The following is a 16,614-nucleotide window of genomic DNA, read 5'->3' as shown; positions in this document are numbered from 1 at the left end:
ATGGCACAAAACCTATTATTAGAAATCGGCTTAGAGGAATTACCTGCGCATGTCGTAACCCCAAGTATGAAACAATTACAAGAAAAAACGGCAGCTTTCTTAGATGCTCATGCATTACCCTATACAGCGATTGAAGCTTATTCGACACCTCGTCGTTTGGCAGTCTATGTCACTGGTCTTCCTGAAAAACAAGCCGATACACAAGAAGAGGTCAAAGGGCCAGCGAAAAAAATCGCCTTAGACGAAGCAGGCAATTGGTCGAAAGCAGCTCAAGGATTTGTTCGGGGGCAAGGCTTGACAACTGATGACATCACCTTCCGTGAATTAAAAGGTGTTGAGTATGTCTATGTAACGAAACATACCCAAGGTCAACCAACCGTTGAGGTATTGAAAGGATTGCAGGAAGTAATCACGAGTTTGACTTTCCCAGTAACGATGCACTGGGCAGACTACGATTTTGAATATATCCGACCAATTCATTGGATCGTCGCACTCTTTGGTGAGCAAGTCATTCCTTTCCAAATCCTTGATATTGTTACCGGACGCGAGTCAAAAGGTCATCGTTTCTTAGGTGAGGCAGTCACGTTTGATCATGCGGACGACTATTTGGAGAAAATGAAGCATCAGTTTGTCATTGCTGATCCTAGCGAACGTCAACAAATGATCACCGCACAAATCAATGCGATCGCTCAAGAAAACAACTGGCGGATCGATTTAGATGAAGACCTACTCGAAGAAGTGACAAATCTGGTTGAATACCCAACAGCTTTTGTAGGGGACTTTGAAGAAAAATATCTTTCTGTACCTGAAGAAGTGTTAGTTACTTCTATGAAAGAACATCAACGCTACTTCGATGTCCGCACCCTTGATGGAGAATTGCTGCCGCATTTCATCTCTGCCCGCAACGGGGATGCCGTGAAAATTGATAATGTCATCAAAGGAAACCAAAAAGTACTGACCGCCCGTCTAGAAGATGCTGAGTTTTTCTATAATGAGGACAAAAAATTGACCATCGACCATTGCGTGGAAAAGCTTAAGCAAGTCACCTTCCACGAAAAAATTGGAAGTTTGTATGAAAAAATGCAGCGTGTTGGATTAGCTGCACAAATCATCGGGAATACTGTTGGTTTAACACAAGAAGAACTGACTGATCTCCAACGGGCAGCTCAAATCTATAAATTTGATTTAGTGACAAATATGGTGGGAGAATTCCCTGAATTGCAAGGAATCATGGGGGAAAAGTATGCCTTGATCCAAGGAGAAAAACCAACAGTTGCCCAAGCGATTCGTGAACACTACATGCCAATCTCAGCAGAAGGTGAACTGCCGCAATCGAAAATCGGGGCTGTTTTAGCCATTGCGGATAAATTGGACAGCTTGCTTGCGTTCTTCGCTGTCGATATGGTTCCGAGTGGTTCAAACGATCCTTACGCACTCCGCCGGCAAACTTACGGAATTATCCGCATCCTAGCTGAAAAACGCTGGTATTTCCCATTTGCTCAGTTACAAGAAGAGATTCGTGAAGCTATTAATGCCCAACCGGAAATTTTTGGTATTCAACTTGCCGCAGGTCAAGAACAAGTGACTGATTTTGTGAAAGGCCGTCTGCGTCAATTCTTACTCAGCAAAAATACGCGTCATGATGTCATTGAAGCTGTTTTAGGCGCACGCCAAGCAGATATCAGTACGCTATTTGAAACGGCTCAGATGTTAAGAGAACATCTGCAAGACACCGACTTTAAACCATCGATGGAAGCCTTGACCCGAGTAATCAATTTAGCGAAAAAAGCCGAATTGGAACAAGCAGCAATTGATCCTGCCTTGTTTGAAAACGACTCTGAAACTGCCTTGTATGAAGCGGTCTTAACAGTAGAGAACAAGTTCCCACATCAAACGATGGAAGAAAACTACCAAAGCTTAGTGGCACTGCGCCCATTGATTGAAGCTTATTTTGATCAAACAATGGTCATGGTGGAAGATGAACAGATTCGCCGCAACCGTTTTGCCTTGTTGGATAAAATCGCGAAGATGAGTCTGGCAGTGGCTAGTTTAGATGCTTTGATTACAAAATAGAAGAAGCTTGCAGTTGCACATTTCTAAATAAAAAAGCTGGAACTGAAAGAATCAGTTCTGGCTTTTTTTCTATGTTTCTCGATTTTTTTTGTACTTAGAATTGCTTTCTTGCAGTGTTAAATATTATATAATAAAAAACATTTTGACCCATTACTTTTCAAGGGATCGAACGATTCTTCGGCTTTAATGATTGGGGATTTGATGATGCTTATAATGATACAAAGATTCTCATCATACAGACCGATTCATTTTTCCATTGAAAATACGCTGAAACGATAGGTGCAATAAAATAGCCTGACAGATCACAAAATGATTTGTCAGGCGAATGTTTATTTGCGGGTCAATTTTACCACCACTTCGCAGCGTGCGGTTTGTGGAAACATATCTACTGATTGCAGATATTCTACGTGAAACACTTTGGCTAATTGGACTAAGTCTCTTGCTAAAGTAGAAACATTACAAGATATATAGACCATCTTCTTCGGTGGTTGTTTCAGCAAAGCTTGCAATAATCGTTCATCCAAGCCTGTCCTTGGCGGATCAACAATGATGCTATCAGGTTTGAAGCCTTCATTGAACCATTTTGGTAAGAGCTCCTCAGCAGTTCCCGTTTCATAATGGGTATTTTGGGCACCAATACGGTGGGCATTTTCTTGGGCATTTTCGATCGCTTGAGGAATAATGTCCATGCCGCGGACTTCTTTGGCATAAGGTGCCACACTCAACCCAATCGTCCCCACACCACAGTAAGCATCAACAACTGTTTCATTTTTGCTCAAGTCAAGGGCTTTTAACCCTTCTTGATACAAGACGCTGGTTTGCTGCGGATTCAGCTGGAAGAATGCGCGGGCGGACAAATCGAAGGTCAGTTCATTCAACCGTTCTTCGATTGCTTCTTTGCCCCAAAGATGAATCGTTTCCTCTCCCATGACGACGGACGTTTTTTTGTTTTGCACATTTTGCATGATGGAAACGACTTGCGGCAAGCGCTGATTGATCTCGCGAATCAGCGCATTTTTTTGCGGCAGTTTGACAGAATTGGTAATGAAAACAACTTGGACTTCGCCAGTGGCGATCCCGATGCGAACCATCAATGTTCGTAAAATCCCGCTATTTTTTCGTTCATCGTAAATCGGGATCTGGTATTTGTTCAACAATTGGACGATGCCGTTGATCACTTTTTGCGTATCTTGTTCTTGTACGAGGCAATCATCAATGGCGACTAAGCGATGAGACTCCATTTCGTATAAACCCGCTTCGATTCGTTTGGTTTGACTGTTGTAACGCAATTGAAATTGTGCTTTGTTGCGGTAATGCCAAGGAACATCCATGCCTAAAGTATCCCTTAGTTCAAACTGTTGGTAACCTTTTGGCTTAAATTTTTCAAGTGCTTGTTTCAATAGGTCTTTTTTGAAGTCTAATTGTTTGTCGTAGACTAAGTGCTGCAATTGGCAGCCGCCGCACCGGTCGTAAAACTTGCAGGGTGGTTGGATGCGATCGCTGCTTGGCTTGATGATTTTGGTCATCTTAGCTTCAGCAAAGCGGGGAGAGGCTTTGGTGACTTCGGCAATGACCTGTTCCCCCGGTAGAACACGGGGAACAAAGATGATCAGCTTTTTGTAATACCCGATGCCTTCTCCGTTGATCCCCAAGCGTTTGATCGTTAGTTGTAGTTTTTGTCCAAGCTGGACTTGTGTATTTGCCATGTGAACTCCTTAAATAAAATAGTCAGTTCATTTTACCACATTTTTTCAGCTTGATTAGAAGGAATTTCATCGTAGTTGTGGTAAAATAGAATGTACGTTCGCGAGGTGAAGAAGATGAATACAATTATTCGTATCAATAAAGGAAAAGGACCATTTTATGAAGTGGCGACATCAGAAGGTGAAACGCTGCGGGTCTCAGAAGATCTTTTGGTCCGTTTTCGGCTATTAAAAGGCAAGGAACTGAGTGAAGAAGAATTAAAAGAAATCAAAAAAAGTGCGGGGTTTGATTTAGGATTGCAGCAAGCCATGAACTATATCAGCTATCAGCTGCGTTCTGAAATGGAAGTCCGTACCTATTTGAAAGACAAAGAAATCGAAAAACAAGACCGAGACTTAGTCGTTAAACGTCTGAAAGAGTTGAATTTGATCGATGACAAAAACTACGGAGAAAGCTACATTCGCACCCAAGTCCGCATGAGTGATAAAGGACCCGTGGTCATCAGTCAGCAATTGAGAAAAAAAGGATTAAAAGATCCCGTGATTCAGGAAGTATTGCCTTTGTATACCGAGGAAATGCAGTTTGAAGTCGGGTATCATACGGCTGAAAAAGCGATGCGTCGTTTTCACAACAAAAGCCATAAAGAAATGATCCAAAAGATAAAAATGCATTTGATGCAAAAAGGTTTTCATCAAGGAGTCATTCAGATGATTTTGGATGAATTACCGATGGAAAAAGATGAGGACCAAGAAAATGAAGCGCTCCAAAGAGAAGGGGCCCGACTTATGCGGCGGCATCAGCGGTTACCATTGATGAAACGAAAAATGAAAATCAAGCAAGGCCTTTATCAAAAAGGGTTTGCCATCGATGATATACAACGATTCTTAGATGAGGAAGTAATGGATGAGTAAGCAATGGGAAACTTGGGATGAAGAAAAAATCAAGACGTTCCAAGAAACATTTTTAACTTGGTATCATAAAGAAAAACGCAATCTGCCTTGGCGGGCGACCAACGATCCGTATGCAATCTGGATCTCAGAGATCATGCTTCAACAAACACGAGTGGAAACAGTGATTGGCTATTTCTATCGTTTTATGGAACAATTCCCGACGATCCAAGACTTGGCGGCAGCCGAAGAACAAAAGCTTTTAAAGGTTTGGGAAGGTTTAGGTTATTACTCTCGTGCCCGTAACCTTAAGGCTGCTGCACAGCAAATCGTTGCCGAATTCGACGGAGAAATGCCCCAATCAATTGAAGAGATTCGCTCATTAAAAGGAATTGGTCCCTACACAGCTGGAGCCATTGGCAGTATTGCTTTTGGCTTGCCAGAACCGGCAATCGATGGAAATGTGATGCGGGTCGTCAGTCGGTTATTTTGTATCGAAGCAGATATTGCGAAAGCCAGCAGCCGAAGACCATTTGACGAGGCGATGAGAACAATCATTTCCCCCGATGAACCTGGTGAGTTTAATCAAGCCTTGATGGATCTTGGCTCACGAATCTGTACACCCACTACACCGAAATGTGAAGAGTGTCCCATCAGTCAGTATTGTCTTGCTTATGCGGAGAATCGACAAACAGACTTTCCAGTGAAATCGAAAAAAGCAAAGCCAAAAGATGTCTATTACATCGCAGGCGCCATCGAAGATCAAGGCTCGTTTTTACTCGTGCAGCGACCTGAAACAGGCTTATTAGCTTCTATGTGGCATTTTCCTTTGGTAGAAGTGACGAAAGAACAGTACGAGGCTCTGCAGCGAACATGGGCAAAAGAGGAGCAGCTGCAGTTGGATTTGATTGCCGAAGATGATGCGCTCGAAATTTTTCCTGATCTGCCTGTCGTTTGGCAAAAACGACATTTTGGCGAGATCACTCATATCTTTAGTCATTTGAAATGGCACGTCCTTTTATTTTACGGCAGAAAACGTGGAGAGCTCACGTTACAAGACAGCGAATGGGCAGCAAAAGAATCCTTTCAAAACTATGTTTTCCCAAAACCCCAGCAGAAATTGGTGGATCAATTAAAGAAATATCAGAAACTCGATAAAGATTTCTAGGCAAAGCTTTCTTTTATTGCTATAATATTAACGATGTCGGTGTAATGAACACCCAAACAAAACGCAAGTTTTCTTGCTGAGGGAAGGGTTGCTATGCGAGTTCCAAAAGAAGGAGAGTTTGTCAGCATTCAAAGCTACAAACATGACGGCAATTTGCATCGAACGTGGCGGGATACGATGGTCTTAAAGACCAGTGAATTCTCAGTGATAGGGGTCAACGATCATACATTAGTGACCGAATCAGATGGAAGACGCTGGGTTACCCGTGAACCAGCAATTGTATATTTTCATAAAAAATACTGGTTTAATGTTATTGCAATGATTCGAGAAAAGGGGGTTTCCTATTATTGTAATCTTGCTTCACCGTATTTACTTGATGAAGAGGCATTGAAATATATCGATTATGACCTTGATATCAAAGTATTTCCTGATGGCGAGAAACGTTTACTAGATGTGGATGAGTATGAATTGCACAGTAAGATTATGCAATATCCGCAAGACATTGATTTTATCTTAAAAGAAAATGTCAAAATTTTAGTAGATTGGATCAATAATGGCAAAGGACCCTTTTCGCAAGGGTATGTGGACATTTGGTATGATCGCTACAAGCAGTTGTCTCAAAAATAAGTAAAATGGGTCGAATCGCTCATTTTCCCTAAGAAACTTCAACCAAGTTGGTTGGAGTTTTTTTGTGTTTCTAATGGAATGCTTCAATCAGCAGGTTTTAAGTTCTGTTTAAGCTGACAGTCCCATGATAGAGAGACCAAGAAAATTAGTGGGGGAAGCACATGAAGAAAAAAGGGAAGCTTGTTATCGGGACCACCATGATTCTGCTTTTTGCAGCGGGGTTTGCTGTGTTGAGAAACGACCAATCCGCTCGTGAGGAGAGTCAAGAAAGTACTTCTCAAACTGAGCTTAACGCTCAAACTGAAGAGACCGCTCAGACTGCCAGTATGGTTCAAATTTATGTAGATCCCTCAGAATACGATGCAGCGATTGAAAGTGAGAACGATTATGTACCGATTTATCAGTCAACAAGTCAAGAGACAGTCATTGGGAAAATCCATCGGGGAAGTTGGGCAACCTTCATCAGTCAAACAGAAGACATGGTTGAAATTCAAACAGACGATGGGGTAACTGGTTATATTGAAAAACAATCAGCATCGATTCAAGAAGTCGCGCTTTCGGCAATCCCAAAAGATCTATCGAACTTCAAAGTCGTCCTTGATGCAGGTCACGGCGGCGAAGATTCTGGGGCACTGTCAACGGATCAAACGATCATGGAAAAAGACTTGACGCTAACAACGGTCCAAACGATCGGCGAAGTGTTGACAGAAGCAGGTATTCAAGTCAGTTATACACGCACTGAAGATCGTTATCTCTCGCTGTCTGATATCACCGCTGCTTCGCTTTCAGAAGAACCAGATTTATTTATTAGCATTCATTACGATAATTCAGAAATACCAAACAGTAATCAAGGACTGACAACTTACTATTACTATACTGGGTCAAAAGAGATGGCAGAAACGATCACTGCCAATTTGAGTTCTTCGGTGGCATTGAGTTCCAACGGCACTCGTTTTGGTAACTATTATGTGTTGCGAGAACAATATCTTCCAGCAGTATTATTGGAGTTAGGCTATTTGAACAGTGACAATGATTTGGCAATGATTACAAGTGAAGGGTATGATCAAAGGGTGGCGCAAGCGTTGCTGACAGCGATTGAAGAGATCGTTGAAGCAGAGGAATAAAAAACGGCGACTACAAAACAGAGGAAGGATCTGTTTTGTGGTCGCTATTTTAAGGAATCACTTCTCGTTAAAGGTTTTGCTCATTTTGATATGGGGCATATCTGCGTCTAAAAAGACATCGCCTTCAGGCTGATAGCCTAACTTCAAGTAAAACTCTTTTGCGGTTATTTGTGCCCCTAAAGTGACTTTTTTGATTCCTTGTTTTTGAATGAAGGCTTCCGCACCTTCGATCAGTTGTCTGCCATAACCTGAACCTCGATGAGCAGCGGGGACCGCCATTCGCTGCAACTTCACTTCATGATCAGAGATAGGTAAGAAACGCAAGGTTGCGACTGCTTCATTATCGTCGTCATATAAGACAAAGTGGACTGCCAATGCTTCATTTTCATCTACTTCCAATGCTAATGGAACACCTTGCTCTTTCACGAATACTTGATTTCGTATTTTCAATGACGCCAAATAAATGTCACTCAGCGTATCTTTTGTTTGTGCAATATGCATAAAAAACTCACCTCAGCTAAGATTTCTCCGTTATTTTTAATAGTATACCACTTTTTTTACAAATTTTTTTTGTTTGCGGCTAAAGTCGCAAGCTTTTTTTTTCAAAATCATCTATAATGTTATAAAAAAGGGAGGGAATCTTTTGTTCGACAAATTCAAACAATCAAAACTGTTCTTTTGGTCATTGGAAGCATTGGTTTTAGTGACACTCGTGTTTGTGTTAAGTAAAGTCAATTTTCTATTTGCACCGATCGGCACGTTTTTTTCTACTTTATTTGCACCAGTATTGATTGCTGGCTTTCTGTATTACCTGCTAAATCCAATCGTCTTATTTTTGATGAAAACCACAAAAATAAAACGACTGTTTGCAGTCATATTGGTTCTGTTGTTATTAGTAGCAGCAATCATCTTGATTTTCGTCAGCGTTATTCCTAATCTAGTGAGTCAGATTACTTCATTGGCGGAAAATATTCCAACATTTGCCAAAAATATGGAAAGTTGGATCTCAAGAATCGCAGATGATCCATTTTTCAAACAAATCGATATCGCGCAGCAGTTAGAAAACCTAAATCTTTCTTATGGTTCTTTGCTGCAGCAGTTTCTTAGTGGGTTATCCACTAGCTTAGGATCGATCGTCAGTACGATTGCTTCCGCGACGATGATCATCGTTACAGTACCATTCATCCTTTTTTACATGTTGAAGGATGGAGAAAAGCTAGTTCCTAATCTGAAAACTGTCTTTCCAGAAAGAAGACGAGATCAGATTGTTGGGTTGCTAGGTGACTTAAACAAGACATTATCCAATTACATTAGTGGGCAAGCGATCGAATGTATTTTTGTCGCTACCTTCACGTTTATTGGTTACTGGATGATCGGCGTTAACTATGCCTTTCTTTTTGGGGTAATTGCAGGCGTCACAAACTTGATCCCTTATTTAGGCCCATATCTTGGTTTGATTCCGGCGGTGTTAGTGACGGTCTTTGATGAACCATTTCGCGCATTATTATGCTGTATCGTGGTTCTGGTCGTCCAACAATTAGACGGAAATGTTATTTACCCGAATGTAATCGGAAAATCATTGGCGATCCATCCGTTAACGATCATTTTGGTCTTATTAGTTGCTGGAAATCTAGCTGGCTTGCTGGGGATTTTCCTAGGTGTGCCATTTTATGCGATTTGCCGAACGATCGTCGTCTTTATTGTTCGCCTGATCAAAGACGACAAAATTAAGAAAAATCAGGAACGGTTGATCGAATAATCAATGACTGGTGTTTTTTATTGCAAAGAAAAAAACTTTGTGATAGGATTTTATCGTGGGCTAAGCCCACGATTTTTTTTAGAAAATGAAAAAATAAGGAGAGAATGCTATTATGAATGCTGACCCCGAGAGTCAGTCGCTTCTAGCGCAAATTTTATTATTGATCGTTTTGACATTGATCAACGCTTTTCTAGCGGCCTCTGAGATCGCAGTTGTCTCAGTTAACAAAAACCGTGTGGAGCAAAAAGCGGAAGAAGGAAATGTCAAATCACAAAAATTATTGAAAATCATTGATAATCCAACAAATTTCTTGTCAACGATCCAAGTTGGGATTACCTTGGTGAATATTTTATCTGGGGCATCTCTGGCAGATACCTTGTCGACCCGTTTGGCACCTTTATTAGGTGGAGGGACGGCGGCTAAAAGCTTAGCGAACATTATTGTTTTAGCGATCTTGACGTATGTGTCGATCGTTTTCGGTGAGTTGTATCCAAAACGGATTGCCATGAACAAATCAGAAGAAGTTGCCCAGTTCACTTCTGGTGTCATTCGAACGATCGGGATTATTGCAAAACCTTTCGTCTGGTTCTTATCTGCTTCGACAAGTTTATTGGCGCGCATCACTCCAATGGAATTTGACGATGAAGACACGAAGATGACCCGTGATGAAATGCGGTATATGTTGGAAACAGAAGGGGTCTTTGAAGAAGATGAATTAGAGATGCTGCAAGGGATCTTTTCATTAGACACGAAAGTCGCCCGGGAAGTCATGGTTCCTAGAACCTCAGCCTTTATGGTGGACATCAATGACTCAGTAGAAGAAATTTTGACTGAAATTTTAGCAGAAAATTATTCTCGTATTCCTGTATATAATGAAGATAAAGACAAAGTCGTAGGGATTCTACATACCAAAAATCTTTTGAAATGTGCGTACAAATACGGCTTTGATACGATGGACATCAAACAAATCCTGCAGGAACCATTGTTTGTGCCAGAAACGGTCTTTATCGATGATTTGCTTTATGAATTAAAGAAAACCCAAAACCAAATGGCGATTTTGCTTGATGAATATGGCGGCGTCGTTGGATTGGTTACACTAGAAGACTTGCTAGAAGAAATCGTCGGCGAGATCGATGATGAATCAGATGAAGTCGAAGAGCTTTATGAAAAAATCTCTGATAAAGAATATGTCATCCAAGGACGCATGTTGATCGATGATTTTAATGAAGCCTTCAACATGAGCTTGCATATGAGTGATGTGGATACGATGGCAGGATATTTGATCACTGCTTTAGGATTAATCCCCGATGAAGGAGAAAAACTATCCTTCGAAGTGGACAATGTGAAGCTGATCTCTGAAGAAATGGAAGGATCACGCGTCTTGAAGATCCGGGTGATTTTCCACGACCCGGAAGAAGGGGAAGTGGAACCAGAGGAAGAGCGGCGCTATTTCCGTAAAGATTTTGAGGAAGATGAGCCTCGCCGTTAAAGTTCCGTATAAATGAAATGAGAAAGACCAAGGCAGTTGCTTTGGTCTTTTTTGTTCGTTTTTTTACGTATTCCCCTTGATTTGTATGGAAGAAACGGTTACGATAAATTTATTGAATAATACAGTTTAAAAACAGATAAAAAAACACGTGTATCTTATCGTTAAGCAGTTTGATTGCAATTTTCCGTAAGAAAAGCGAGAATATCCATAGAAATATAATGAGAATGAGGGGCTTGAAATGAAATTTTACCGTATGCTTAGTGAAGATATCCGTTACAATTTGGCGACTGAAGAGTATTTGATGAATAACGTAGATGTTTCGGAGCCTTGTCTTCTGTTATACATACAAAAACCATGTGTTATAATCGGCAGAAATCAAAATGCGTATCAAGAGATTGATTTTGACTATCTAAGAAGCCGTAAGATCGTTTTGACTCGCAGAACGTCTGGTGGTGGAGCGGTTTATGACGATCTAGGCAATATGAGTTTTAGTTTTGTCACCAAAAAAGATGCCACGAGCTTTGGTGACTATCAAAGTGCAACACAACCTATCATGAAAGGCTTAGCGGCAATGGGAGCCAAGGATGTTGAAGTACATGGCCGTAATGATCTGTTCATTGATGGGAAAAAGTTTTCTGGCAATGCGATGTATACAAAAAAAGGCCGGACGTATTCCCATGGCACATTGATGTATGATGTGGATCTAGAAGAATTGACGAAAGTTCTACATGTTGCCCAAGAAAAAATTGCTTCTAAAGCCACGAAATCAGTTCGGAAAAGTGTGACGAATATCAAGCCCTTTTTGGCAGAGCAATACCAATCAATGGATACCAAGGAATTTCGAGATACACTGCTTTGCCGAATCTATGAAGTAGAATCGATTGATGAAATCAGTGAGCAAGAGATCGTCTTAACGGAAACCGATCGACAAGCGATCCAAACACTGTTTGAAGAACGATATGCCAATAATGAGTGGATTTTTAATGAAGCGCCTGCTTTCGAATGGCAAAAAAGAAAGCGGTTTGAGCAGGTTGGGATTGTTGAAGTCGATTTTACTGTCAACAAAGGCAAGATTGCAGCGATTCAAATTACCGGTGATTTTTTTGGACAAAAAGAGATCAGTGAACTTGAAGCGATGTTGCAAGGTATTGATTTTGAAAAAAGCACCATTAGCCGCTTGCTAGAGGGAATCGCCATCGATCAGTTTATCCATCAGATGACCGCTTCTGAATTTTTAGCATTGCTGTTTGATTAGGAGGAAAAAGATGTTAGAAGCGATCAATCTCACAAAGCGTTACGATCGAAAGGTTCTCGGTGGTTTGTCTTTTTCTGTTCAGGCAGGAGAAATCGTTGGGGTCGTCGGCAAAAGCGGCTCAGGAAAATCGACGTTGTTGCGGCTTTTAAACTTGATTGAAACCCCTGACAGCGGGGAATTACTTTTTGATGGCAAAAAAATCGATACATCGAATAAAAAGCATCTGCTACGTGCACAACAAGAAATCGGCATGATTTTTCAAAATTACAATCTGTTACACAATCGAACCGTTTTCGAAAATGTCTATTTGCCCTTGAAGTTAATGGGAAAGTCAGCAGATATGGTACTTGAGATGCTTTCGTTTGTTGGCATGGAAGATAAAGCCCACATCTATCCGGCCAAGTTAAGCGGCGGAGAGAAACAACGAGTGGCTATTGCACGGGCTTTGATCCGTGAGCCCAAAATCTTGCTGTGTGACGAGCCCACTAGTGCGCTGGACGAAGATACGAAAGCCGATGTTCTTGCTTTGCTCCAAAAAGTTCAACAGACGTTTCAACCAGCTGTCGTCTTTGTCAGTCATGAGCTATCGGCCGTCCGACAAATTTGTCAACGTGTGTTTGTATTGGAGGATGCCGTCTTTGAGGCGGAGTTTGCCAATCAGCCACAACCAATCGTCCGCATTGAAAGCTCTTATGTGAACAAAGTGGAGAGGAGTCTGCTGCATGACGATCAGTGAGAGTATTTTGTATTATCTGCCTGAATTGCTGCAATCTTTGAAAGAAACAGCGATCATGATGGGCATTTCGATGCTCGCAGCCATTGTCTTAGGTCTACCGTTAGGTGTCTGGCTTTTTCTCAGTCGCAGCCGAGGGAAAAAAATCTCATTTCTTTATGAGTGTTTGAATCTCGTTGTGACGATCATCCGCTCGTTTCCTTTTTTATTATTTGTTGTAGCGTTGATCCCGTTGACGCGGATGCTTTTAGGCAGCTCATTTGGACCGATTCCCGCCAGTTTTCCTTTGAGCATCGTTGCTATGAGTATTTTTGCTCGTTTGACGGAGCAAGTGCTGTTGGATGTTCCAGAAGAAGTTTCTTATTTGGCGAAATCTCTTGGTGTCAGTCAATGGCAGTATGTTTGGTCGTTTTTACTAGTGGAAGCTAGAAGCGGCTTGATTTTATCTTTAACGACGACAGCAGTCAGCATGGTTTCTTATTCGACGGTGATGGGGATCGTTGGTGGCGGCGGTATCGGCGATTTTGCGATCCGTTATGGGTACCAGCGTTATGAGTATGGCGTGATGTATTTTGCAATTATCATCATGATTCTTTTGGTCTTTATCCTGCAAGGGATTGGCAATCAAGCAGCAAGAAAACTTGATAAACGAAAATAGGAGGAATGAAAGTGAAAAAAGGATTTGTTTTAGGATTGAGTGTATTGGCATTAGGTGTATTGGGGGCTTGCGGTACAGGTTCTGATGAGGCGAGCGAAGAGAAAATCATCAAGGTCGCTTCGCAAACGACGCCAATGACCGATGTCGTAAAGGTTGCAGCTGAAGCAGTGGAAGATGGCTGGGAAATCCAATTGGTCCAAGTCAATGACAATATCCAGTACAATGAGTTGCTGAATAATGACGAGGTTGATGCTAACTTTGCGCAACATGAACCATATATGCAAATGTATAATGAAGAAAAAGATGCAAACCTAGTGGCACTAGATAAAATCTACAACGCAAAAGTCGGTTTTTATTCCAAAGAGTATACGGATATCAATGATATTCCAGAAGGAACGAAAGTCGCATTGCCAAATGATGTGTCCAATGAAGGTCGAGCGTTAGCGATTTTAGCAGAAGAAGGATTGATTACCCTTAAAGAAGGCGTTGGTGTCAATGGGACATTAAAAGACATTACCGAAAATCCGAAAAATTTTGAGTGGTTATCTGTCGATTTACTGAATCTTGCGGAAGCCTATGATGAACCAAACGTATCTTTGGTATATAATTACCCAACCTATATCGCGAAAATCGGTTTGAAACCAGCAGATGCCCTTTTCTTAGAAAAAACCATCGATGATCGCTTTGCTATCTCATTGGTTGCTCGAGAAGACAATCAAGATTCTGAAAAAATCGCTGTATTGCGCCGTGCCATGACTAGCGATAAAGTTCGTGAGTTTTTAGAAAACGAGCATAGCGATACCTTATTGCCAGCATTTTAATTTATTTCTATCAAAATGGAAGGAGCGCCCTTTGCCTAACTCTCTAAAAGAGAGTAGTCAAAGGGGTTTCTTGTCTTTTTTTGCTTTTTTATCACCCTTATCCATGATATACTGATTTGGTCAGAAAACTAGCGACAGTCTAAAATAGACACTGTTCGCATTGTAAATACAAGAAATGGAGCAATAGAATCAATGGATAATCCAAAATTAAAACAACAAGTCGATAGTCGCCGTACCTTTGCGATTATTTCCCATCCGGATGCGGGGAAAACAACCATTACAGAACAATTATTATTATTCGGTGGCGCGATTCGCCAAGCTGGTACGGTCAAAGGGAAAAAGACTGGTAATTTCGCAAAGTCCGACTGGATGGAAATCGAAAAACAACGGGGGATCTCCGTTACCAGTTCCGTTATGCAGTTTGATTACCAAGGCAAACGGGTCAATATTTTAGATACCCCTGGGCATGAGGACTTTTCTGAAGATACCTACCGTACCTTGATGGCGGTGGATAGTGCTGTCATGGTGATCGATAGCGCAAAAGGGATCGAAGCACAAACGAAAAAACTCTTCCAGGTCGTTAAAAAACGTGGTATTCCGATTTTTACTTTTATCAATAAACTCGACCGTGATGGCCGCGAACCATTAGAATTATTAGAAGAACTAGAAGATCTTTTAGAGATCGAATCATTTCCAATGAATTGGCCGATCGGCATGGGGAAAGGCTTGGAAGGACTGTATGATATCCACAACCAACGGGTCGAATTTTACCGTCCTGACAATCACGGTGGGGAACGTTTAGTTGCCCTAGATGAAAATGGTCAATTCCCAGCAGATCATCCATTTGCCGAAGATGGGCTGTTCCAACAAGTTTTAGAAGAAGTGGAATTGCTGCAAGAAGCTGGCGACGCCTTTGATACAGAAAAAATCGCTCGGGGCGATCAAACCCCTGTATTCTTTGGTTCTGCTCTCACAAATTTTGGCGTACAGACCTTTTTAGAAACCTTCTTGACTTTTGCACCAGCACCTTACGGACATAAAACACTAGCTGGTGAGGAAGTCAGTCCTTATGAACCAGAAATGTCTGGGTTTGTATTCAAGATCCAAGCAAACATGAATCCTGCCCATCGTGACCGGATCGCCTTTGTCCGCATTTGTTCAGGAACCTTTGAACGAGGCATGGACGTTACTTTAGAACGTACTGGCAAAAAAATGAAACTCAGTAATGTGACTCAATTTATGGCTGATACCCGTGAAAATATTGAAGAAGCTGTCGCCGGAGATATCATTGGTGTCTATGACACGGGGAATTATCAAATCGGTGACACGATTTATGAAGGAAAACTAAAAGTTGCTTACGAAGAGCTGCCATCGTTTACTCCGGAACTCTTTATGAAAGTTACTGCGAAAAATGTGATGAAGCAAAAATCTTTCCATAAAGGAATCTATCAGTTGGTCCAAGAAGGGGCTATCCAGTTGTACAAGACGTATCTTAGTGATGAGTATATCATCGGTGCTGTCGGGCAACTGCAATTTGAAGTTTTCCAATATCGCATGATGAATGAGTACAATGCGGAAGTCATCATGACCCCAATGGGCCACAAGATCGCCCGTTGGATCGATCCGAAAGACTTGGATGAGCGTATGAGCTCCAGTCGTAACATTTTAGCGAAAGACCGTTTCGACCAGCCATTGTTCTTGTTTGAGAATCAATTTGCGATGCGTTGGTTCGCAGATAAGTACCCAGATGTCGAATTGAAGAGCTTGATGTAAGAGCCGTTTCCCGCGAGCCTGTCTAGGTATGCGCAACTCTGTACGTAAGGCTGATCTTTTTGAATTGAACGATCGTAGAAAGTCCTTTCTTATCAAAATGGATAAGAAGGGGCTTTTTTTGCTGAAAACGTGCTTTTGATACAGAAGGAAGGCTGTGTGATTGGGGCAATGGTCCAATGATCAGACAATTATCCTAATTTATAAGCATTCTTTTAAAAGAAGATAAAAAGAGTTGGAAAAAGAGCGTAGTATTAAAGATGACCGCAAGGAAGTGCACTTGAAATGAATAGAAAAATATCATAGGCACATTTGGTGATTCAGGAAATTTTCACTTGTTTGAAAGTAGAGGGAAAGCAGAGAATAGATTGCCAGTGATAGAGGTCATTTAATCATTTGATCGAGGGATAAGTTCTTTTTGTCAGATGCTACTAGTGAAGACTAAACTTTCTTTATCTGAGCATGATTCGGTTATAGCCCTTAAAACTTCATTTGAAGCACTGCTAACAGATGGCTTAAGTTTTCCGTTGGTGAACCATGGCTTCA

Annotated in this window: 14 protein-coding genes; 12 read left to right on the top strand and 2 right to left on the bottom strand. The window is 41.4% G+C overall.

All coding sequences use genetic code 11. From position 1 onward, the window contains the following. Window positions 1–2,073, top strand: a complete 2,073-nt coding sequence (gene glyS, locus IGJ12_RS09715) for a glycine--tRNA ligase subunit beta (RefSeq protein WP_430618962.1) — start codon at window positions 1–3, stop codon at window positions 2,071–2,073. 329 nt (window positions 2,074–2,402) lie between these two features. Here the strand turns inward: glyS and rlmD are convergent, their stop codons facing one another. After that, the gene (gene rlmD / locus IGJ12_RS09710) at window positions 2,403–3,779 is read right to left on the bottom strand and encodes a 23S rRNA (uracil(1939)-C(5))-methyltransferase RlmD (protein ID WP_008378249.1); all 1,377 of its coding nucleotides are present in this window, start codon (window positions 3,777–3,779) and stop codon (window positions 2,403–2,405) included. A gap of 114 nt (window positions 3,780–3,893) precedes the next feature. Between rlmD and recX the strand changes: the two genes are divergently transcribed. The 4 genes from recX to IGJ12_RS09690 all read left to right on the top strand — a co-directional run bounded on the left by recX (window position 3,894) and on the right by IGJ12_RS09690 (window position 7,583). Continuing rightward, a complete protein-coding gene (gene recX, locus IGJ12_RS09705) occupies window positions 3,894–4,688 on the top strand; it encodes a recombination regulator RecX (protein WP_430601011.1) in 795 nt (264 codons plus the stop codon). After that, the gene (gene mutY, locus IGJ12_RS09700) at window positions 4,681–5,832 is read left to right on the top strand and encodes an A/G-specific adenine glycosylase (protein ID WP_016610228.1); all 1,152 of its coding nucleotides are present in this window, start codon (window positions 4,681–4,683) and stop codon (window positions 5,830–5,832) included. Before recX ends, mutY begins: the two co-directional genes overlap by 8 nt. Before the next feature lie 93 nt (window positions 5,833–5,925). Continuing rightward, window positions 5,926–6,459 (top strand): nucleoside tri-diphosphate phosphatase, encoded by a 534-nt coding sequence (gene ntdP, locus IGJ12_RS09695; protein ID WP_005225863.1) that lies wholly within the window; start codon window positions 5,926–5,928, stop codon window positions 6,457–6,459. Window positions 6,460–6,620: 161 nt separating this feature from the next. Further along, window positions 6,621–7,583, top strand: coding sequence for an N-acetylmuramoyl-L-alanine amidase (locus IGJ12_RS09690; RefSeq protein WP_016612206.1), 963 nt, complete (start codon window positions 6,621–6,623; stop codon window positions 7,581–7,583). Window positions 7,584–7,640: 57 nt separating this feature from the next. Here the strand turns inward: IGJ12_RS09690 and IGJ12_RS09685 are convergent, their stop codons facing one another. Beyond that, the gene (locus tag IGJ12_RS09685) at window positions 7,641–8,084 is read right to left on the bottom strand and encodes a GNAT family N-acetyltransferase (protein WP_005235519.1); all 444 of its coding nucleotides are present in this window, start codon (window positions 8,082–8,084) and stop codon (window positions 7,641–7,643) included. A gap of 142 nt (window positions 8,085–8,226) precedes the next feature. On the opposite strand from IGJ12_RS09685, the gene IGJ12_RS09680 reads away from it, so the two are divergent. The 7 genes from IGJ12_RS09680 (at window position 8,227) to IGJ12_RS09650 (ending at window position 16,071) form a co-directional block, all read left to right on the top strand. Then, window positions 8,227–9,342: an AI-2E family transporter gene (locus IGJ12_RS09680; protein ID WP_008378242.1), complete on the top strand. Its 1,116-nt coding sequence runs from the start codon at window positions 8,227–8,229 to the stop codon at window positions 9,340–9,342. A gap of 112 nt (window positions 9,343–9,454) precedes the next feature. After that, window positions 9,455–10,831, top strand: a complete 1,377-nt coding sequence (locus IGJ12_RS09675; protein ID WP_005235523.1) for a hemolysin family protein — start codon at window positions 9,455–9,457, stop codon at window positions 10,829–10,831. A 238-nt stretch (window positions 10,832–11,069) separates the two neighbouring features. Beyond that, window positions 11,070–12,086 carry a lipoate--protein ligase gene (locus IGJ12_RS09670; protein WP_005235525.1) on the top strand — a complete coding sequence of 339 codons (1,017 nt, stop codon included), beginning with the start codon at window positions 11,070–11,072 and terminating at the stop codon, window positions 12,084–12,086. A gap of 10 nt (window positions 12,087–12,096) precedes the next feature. Next, entirely contained in the window at window positions 12,097–12,822 is a 726-nt protein-coding gene (locus IGJ12_RS09665) for a methionine ABC transporter ATP-binding protein (protein ID WP_144330601.1), read from the top strand. Further along, window positions 12,809–13,477 (top strand): methionine ABC transporter permease, encoded by a 669-nt coding sequence (locus tag IGJ12_RS09660; protein WP_086332439.1) that lies wholly within the window; start codon window positions 12,809–12,811, stop codon window positions 13,475–13,477. The genes IGJ12_RS09665 and IGJ12_RS09660 overlap by 14 nt, the downstream gene beginning before the upstream one ends. Window positions 13,478–13,482: 5 nt before the next feature. Continuing rightward, window positions 13,483–14,298 (top strand): MetQ/NlpA family ABC transporter substrate-binding protein, encoded by an 816-nt coding sequence (locus IGJ12_RS09655; protein WP_144330602.1) that lies wholly within the window; start codon window positions 13,483–13,485, stop codon window positions 14,296–14,298. A 192-nt stretch (window positions 14,299–14,490) separates the two neighbouring features. Beyond that, the gene (locus IGJ12_RS09650; RefSeq protein ID WP_008378231.1) at window positions 14,491–16,071 is read left to right on the top strand and encodes a peptide chain release factor 3; all 1,581 of its coding nucleotides are present in this window, start codon (window positions 14,491–14,493) and stop codon (window positions 16,069–16,071) included. Window positions 16,072–16,614 lie beyond the last annotated feature (543 nt).

Source organism: Enterococcus sp. DIV0802b, from assembly GCF_050543535.1.
Lineage (GTDB): Bacteria > Bacillota > Bacilli > Lactobacillales > Enterococcaceae > Enterococcus_D > Enterococcus_D entomosocium.
The sequence above is the reverse complement of the archived record's forward strand: the minus strand, read 5'-3'. Positions and strand labels throughout refer to the sequence as shown.

What these genes read in the sequence shown, in the direction of transcription:
- mutY (WP_016610228.1), top strand. Translation starts at nt 4,681, where the DNA reads ATGAGTAAGCAATGGGAAACTTGGGATGAAGAAAAAATCAAGACGTTC.
- IGJ12_RS09665 (WP_144330601.1), top strand. Translation starts at nt 12,097, where the DNA reads ATGTTAGAAGCGATCAATCTCACAAAGCGTTACGATCGAAAGGTTCTC.
- IGJ12_RS09655 (WP_144330602.1), top strand. Translation starts at nt 13,483, where the DNA reads ATGAAAGTGAAAAAAGGATTTGTTTTAGGATTGAGTGTATTGGCATTA.
- glyS (WP_430618962.1), top strand. Translation starts at nt 1, where the DNA reads ATGGCACAAAACCTATTATTAGAAATCGGCTTAGAGGAATTACCTGCG.
- IGJ12_RS09650 (WP_008378231.1), top strand. Translation starts at nt 14,491, where the DNA reads ATGGATAATCCAAAATTAAAACAACAAGTCGATAGTCGCCGTACCTTT.
- IGJ12_RS09675 (WP_005235523.1), top strand. Translation starts at nt 9,455, where the DNA reads ATGAATGCTGACCCCGAGAGTCAGTCGCTTCTAGCGCAAATTTTATTA.
- rlmD (WP_008378249.1), bottom strand. Translation starts at nt 3,779, where the DNA reads ATGGCAAATACACAAGTCCAGCTTGGACAAAAACTACAACTAACGATC.
- IGJ12_RS09670 (WP_005235525.1), top strand. Translation starts at nt 11,070, where the DNA reads ATGAAATTTTACCGTATGCTTAGTGAAGATATCCGTTACAATTTGGCG.
- IGJ12_RS09685 (WP_005235519.1), bottom strand. Translation starts at nt 8,084, where the DNA reads ATGCATATTGCACAAACAAAAGATACGCTGAGTGACATTTATTTGGCG.
- ntdP (WP_005225863.1), top strand. Translation starts at nt 5,926, where the DNA reads ATGCGAGTTCCAAAAGAAGGAGAGTTTGTCAGCATTCAAAGCTACAAA.
- IGJ12_RS09660 (WP_086332439.1), top strand. Translation starts at nt 12,809, where the DNA reads ATGACGATCAGTGAGAGTATTTTGTATTATCTGCCTGAATTGCTGCAA.
- recX (WP_430601011.1), top strand. Translation starts at nt 3,894, where the DNA reads ATGAATACAATTATTCGTATCAATAAAGGAAAAGGACCATTTTATGAA.
- IGJ12_RS09690 (WP_016612206.1), top strand. Translation starts at nt 6,621, where the DNA reads ATGAAGAAAAAAGGGAAGCTTGTTATCGGGACCACCATGATTCTGCTT.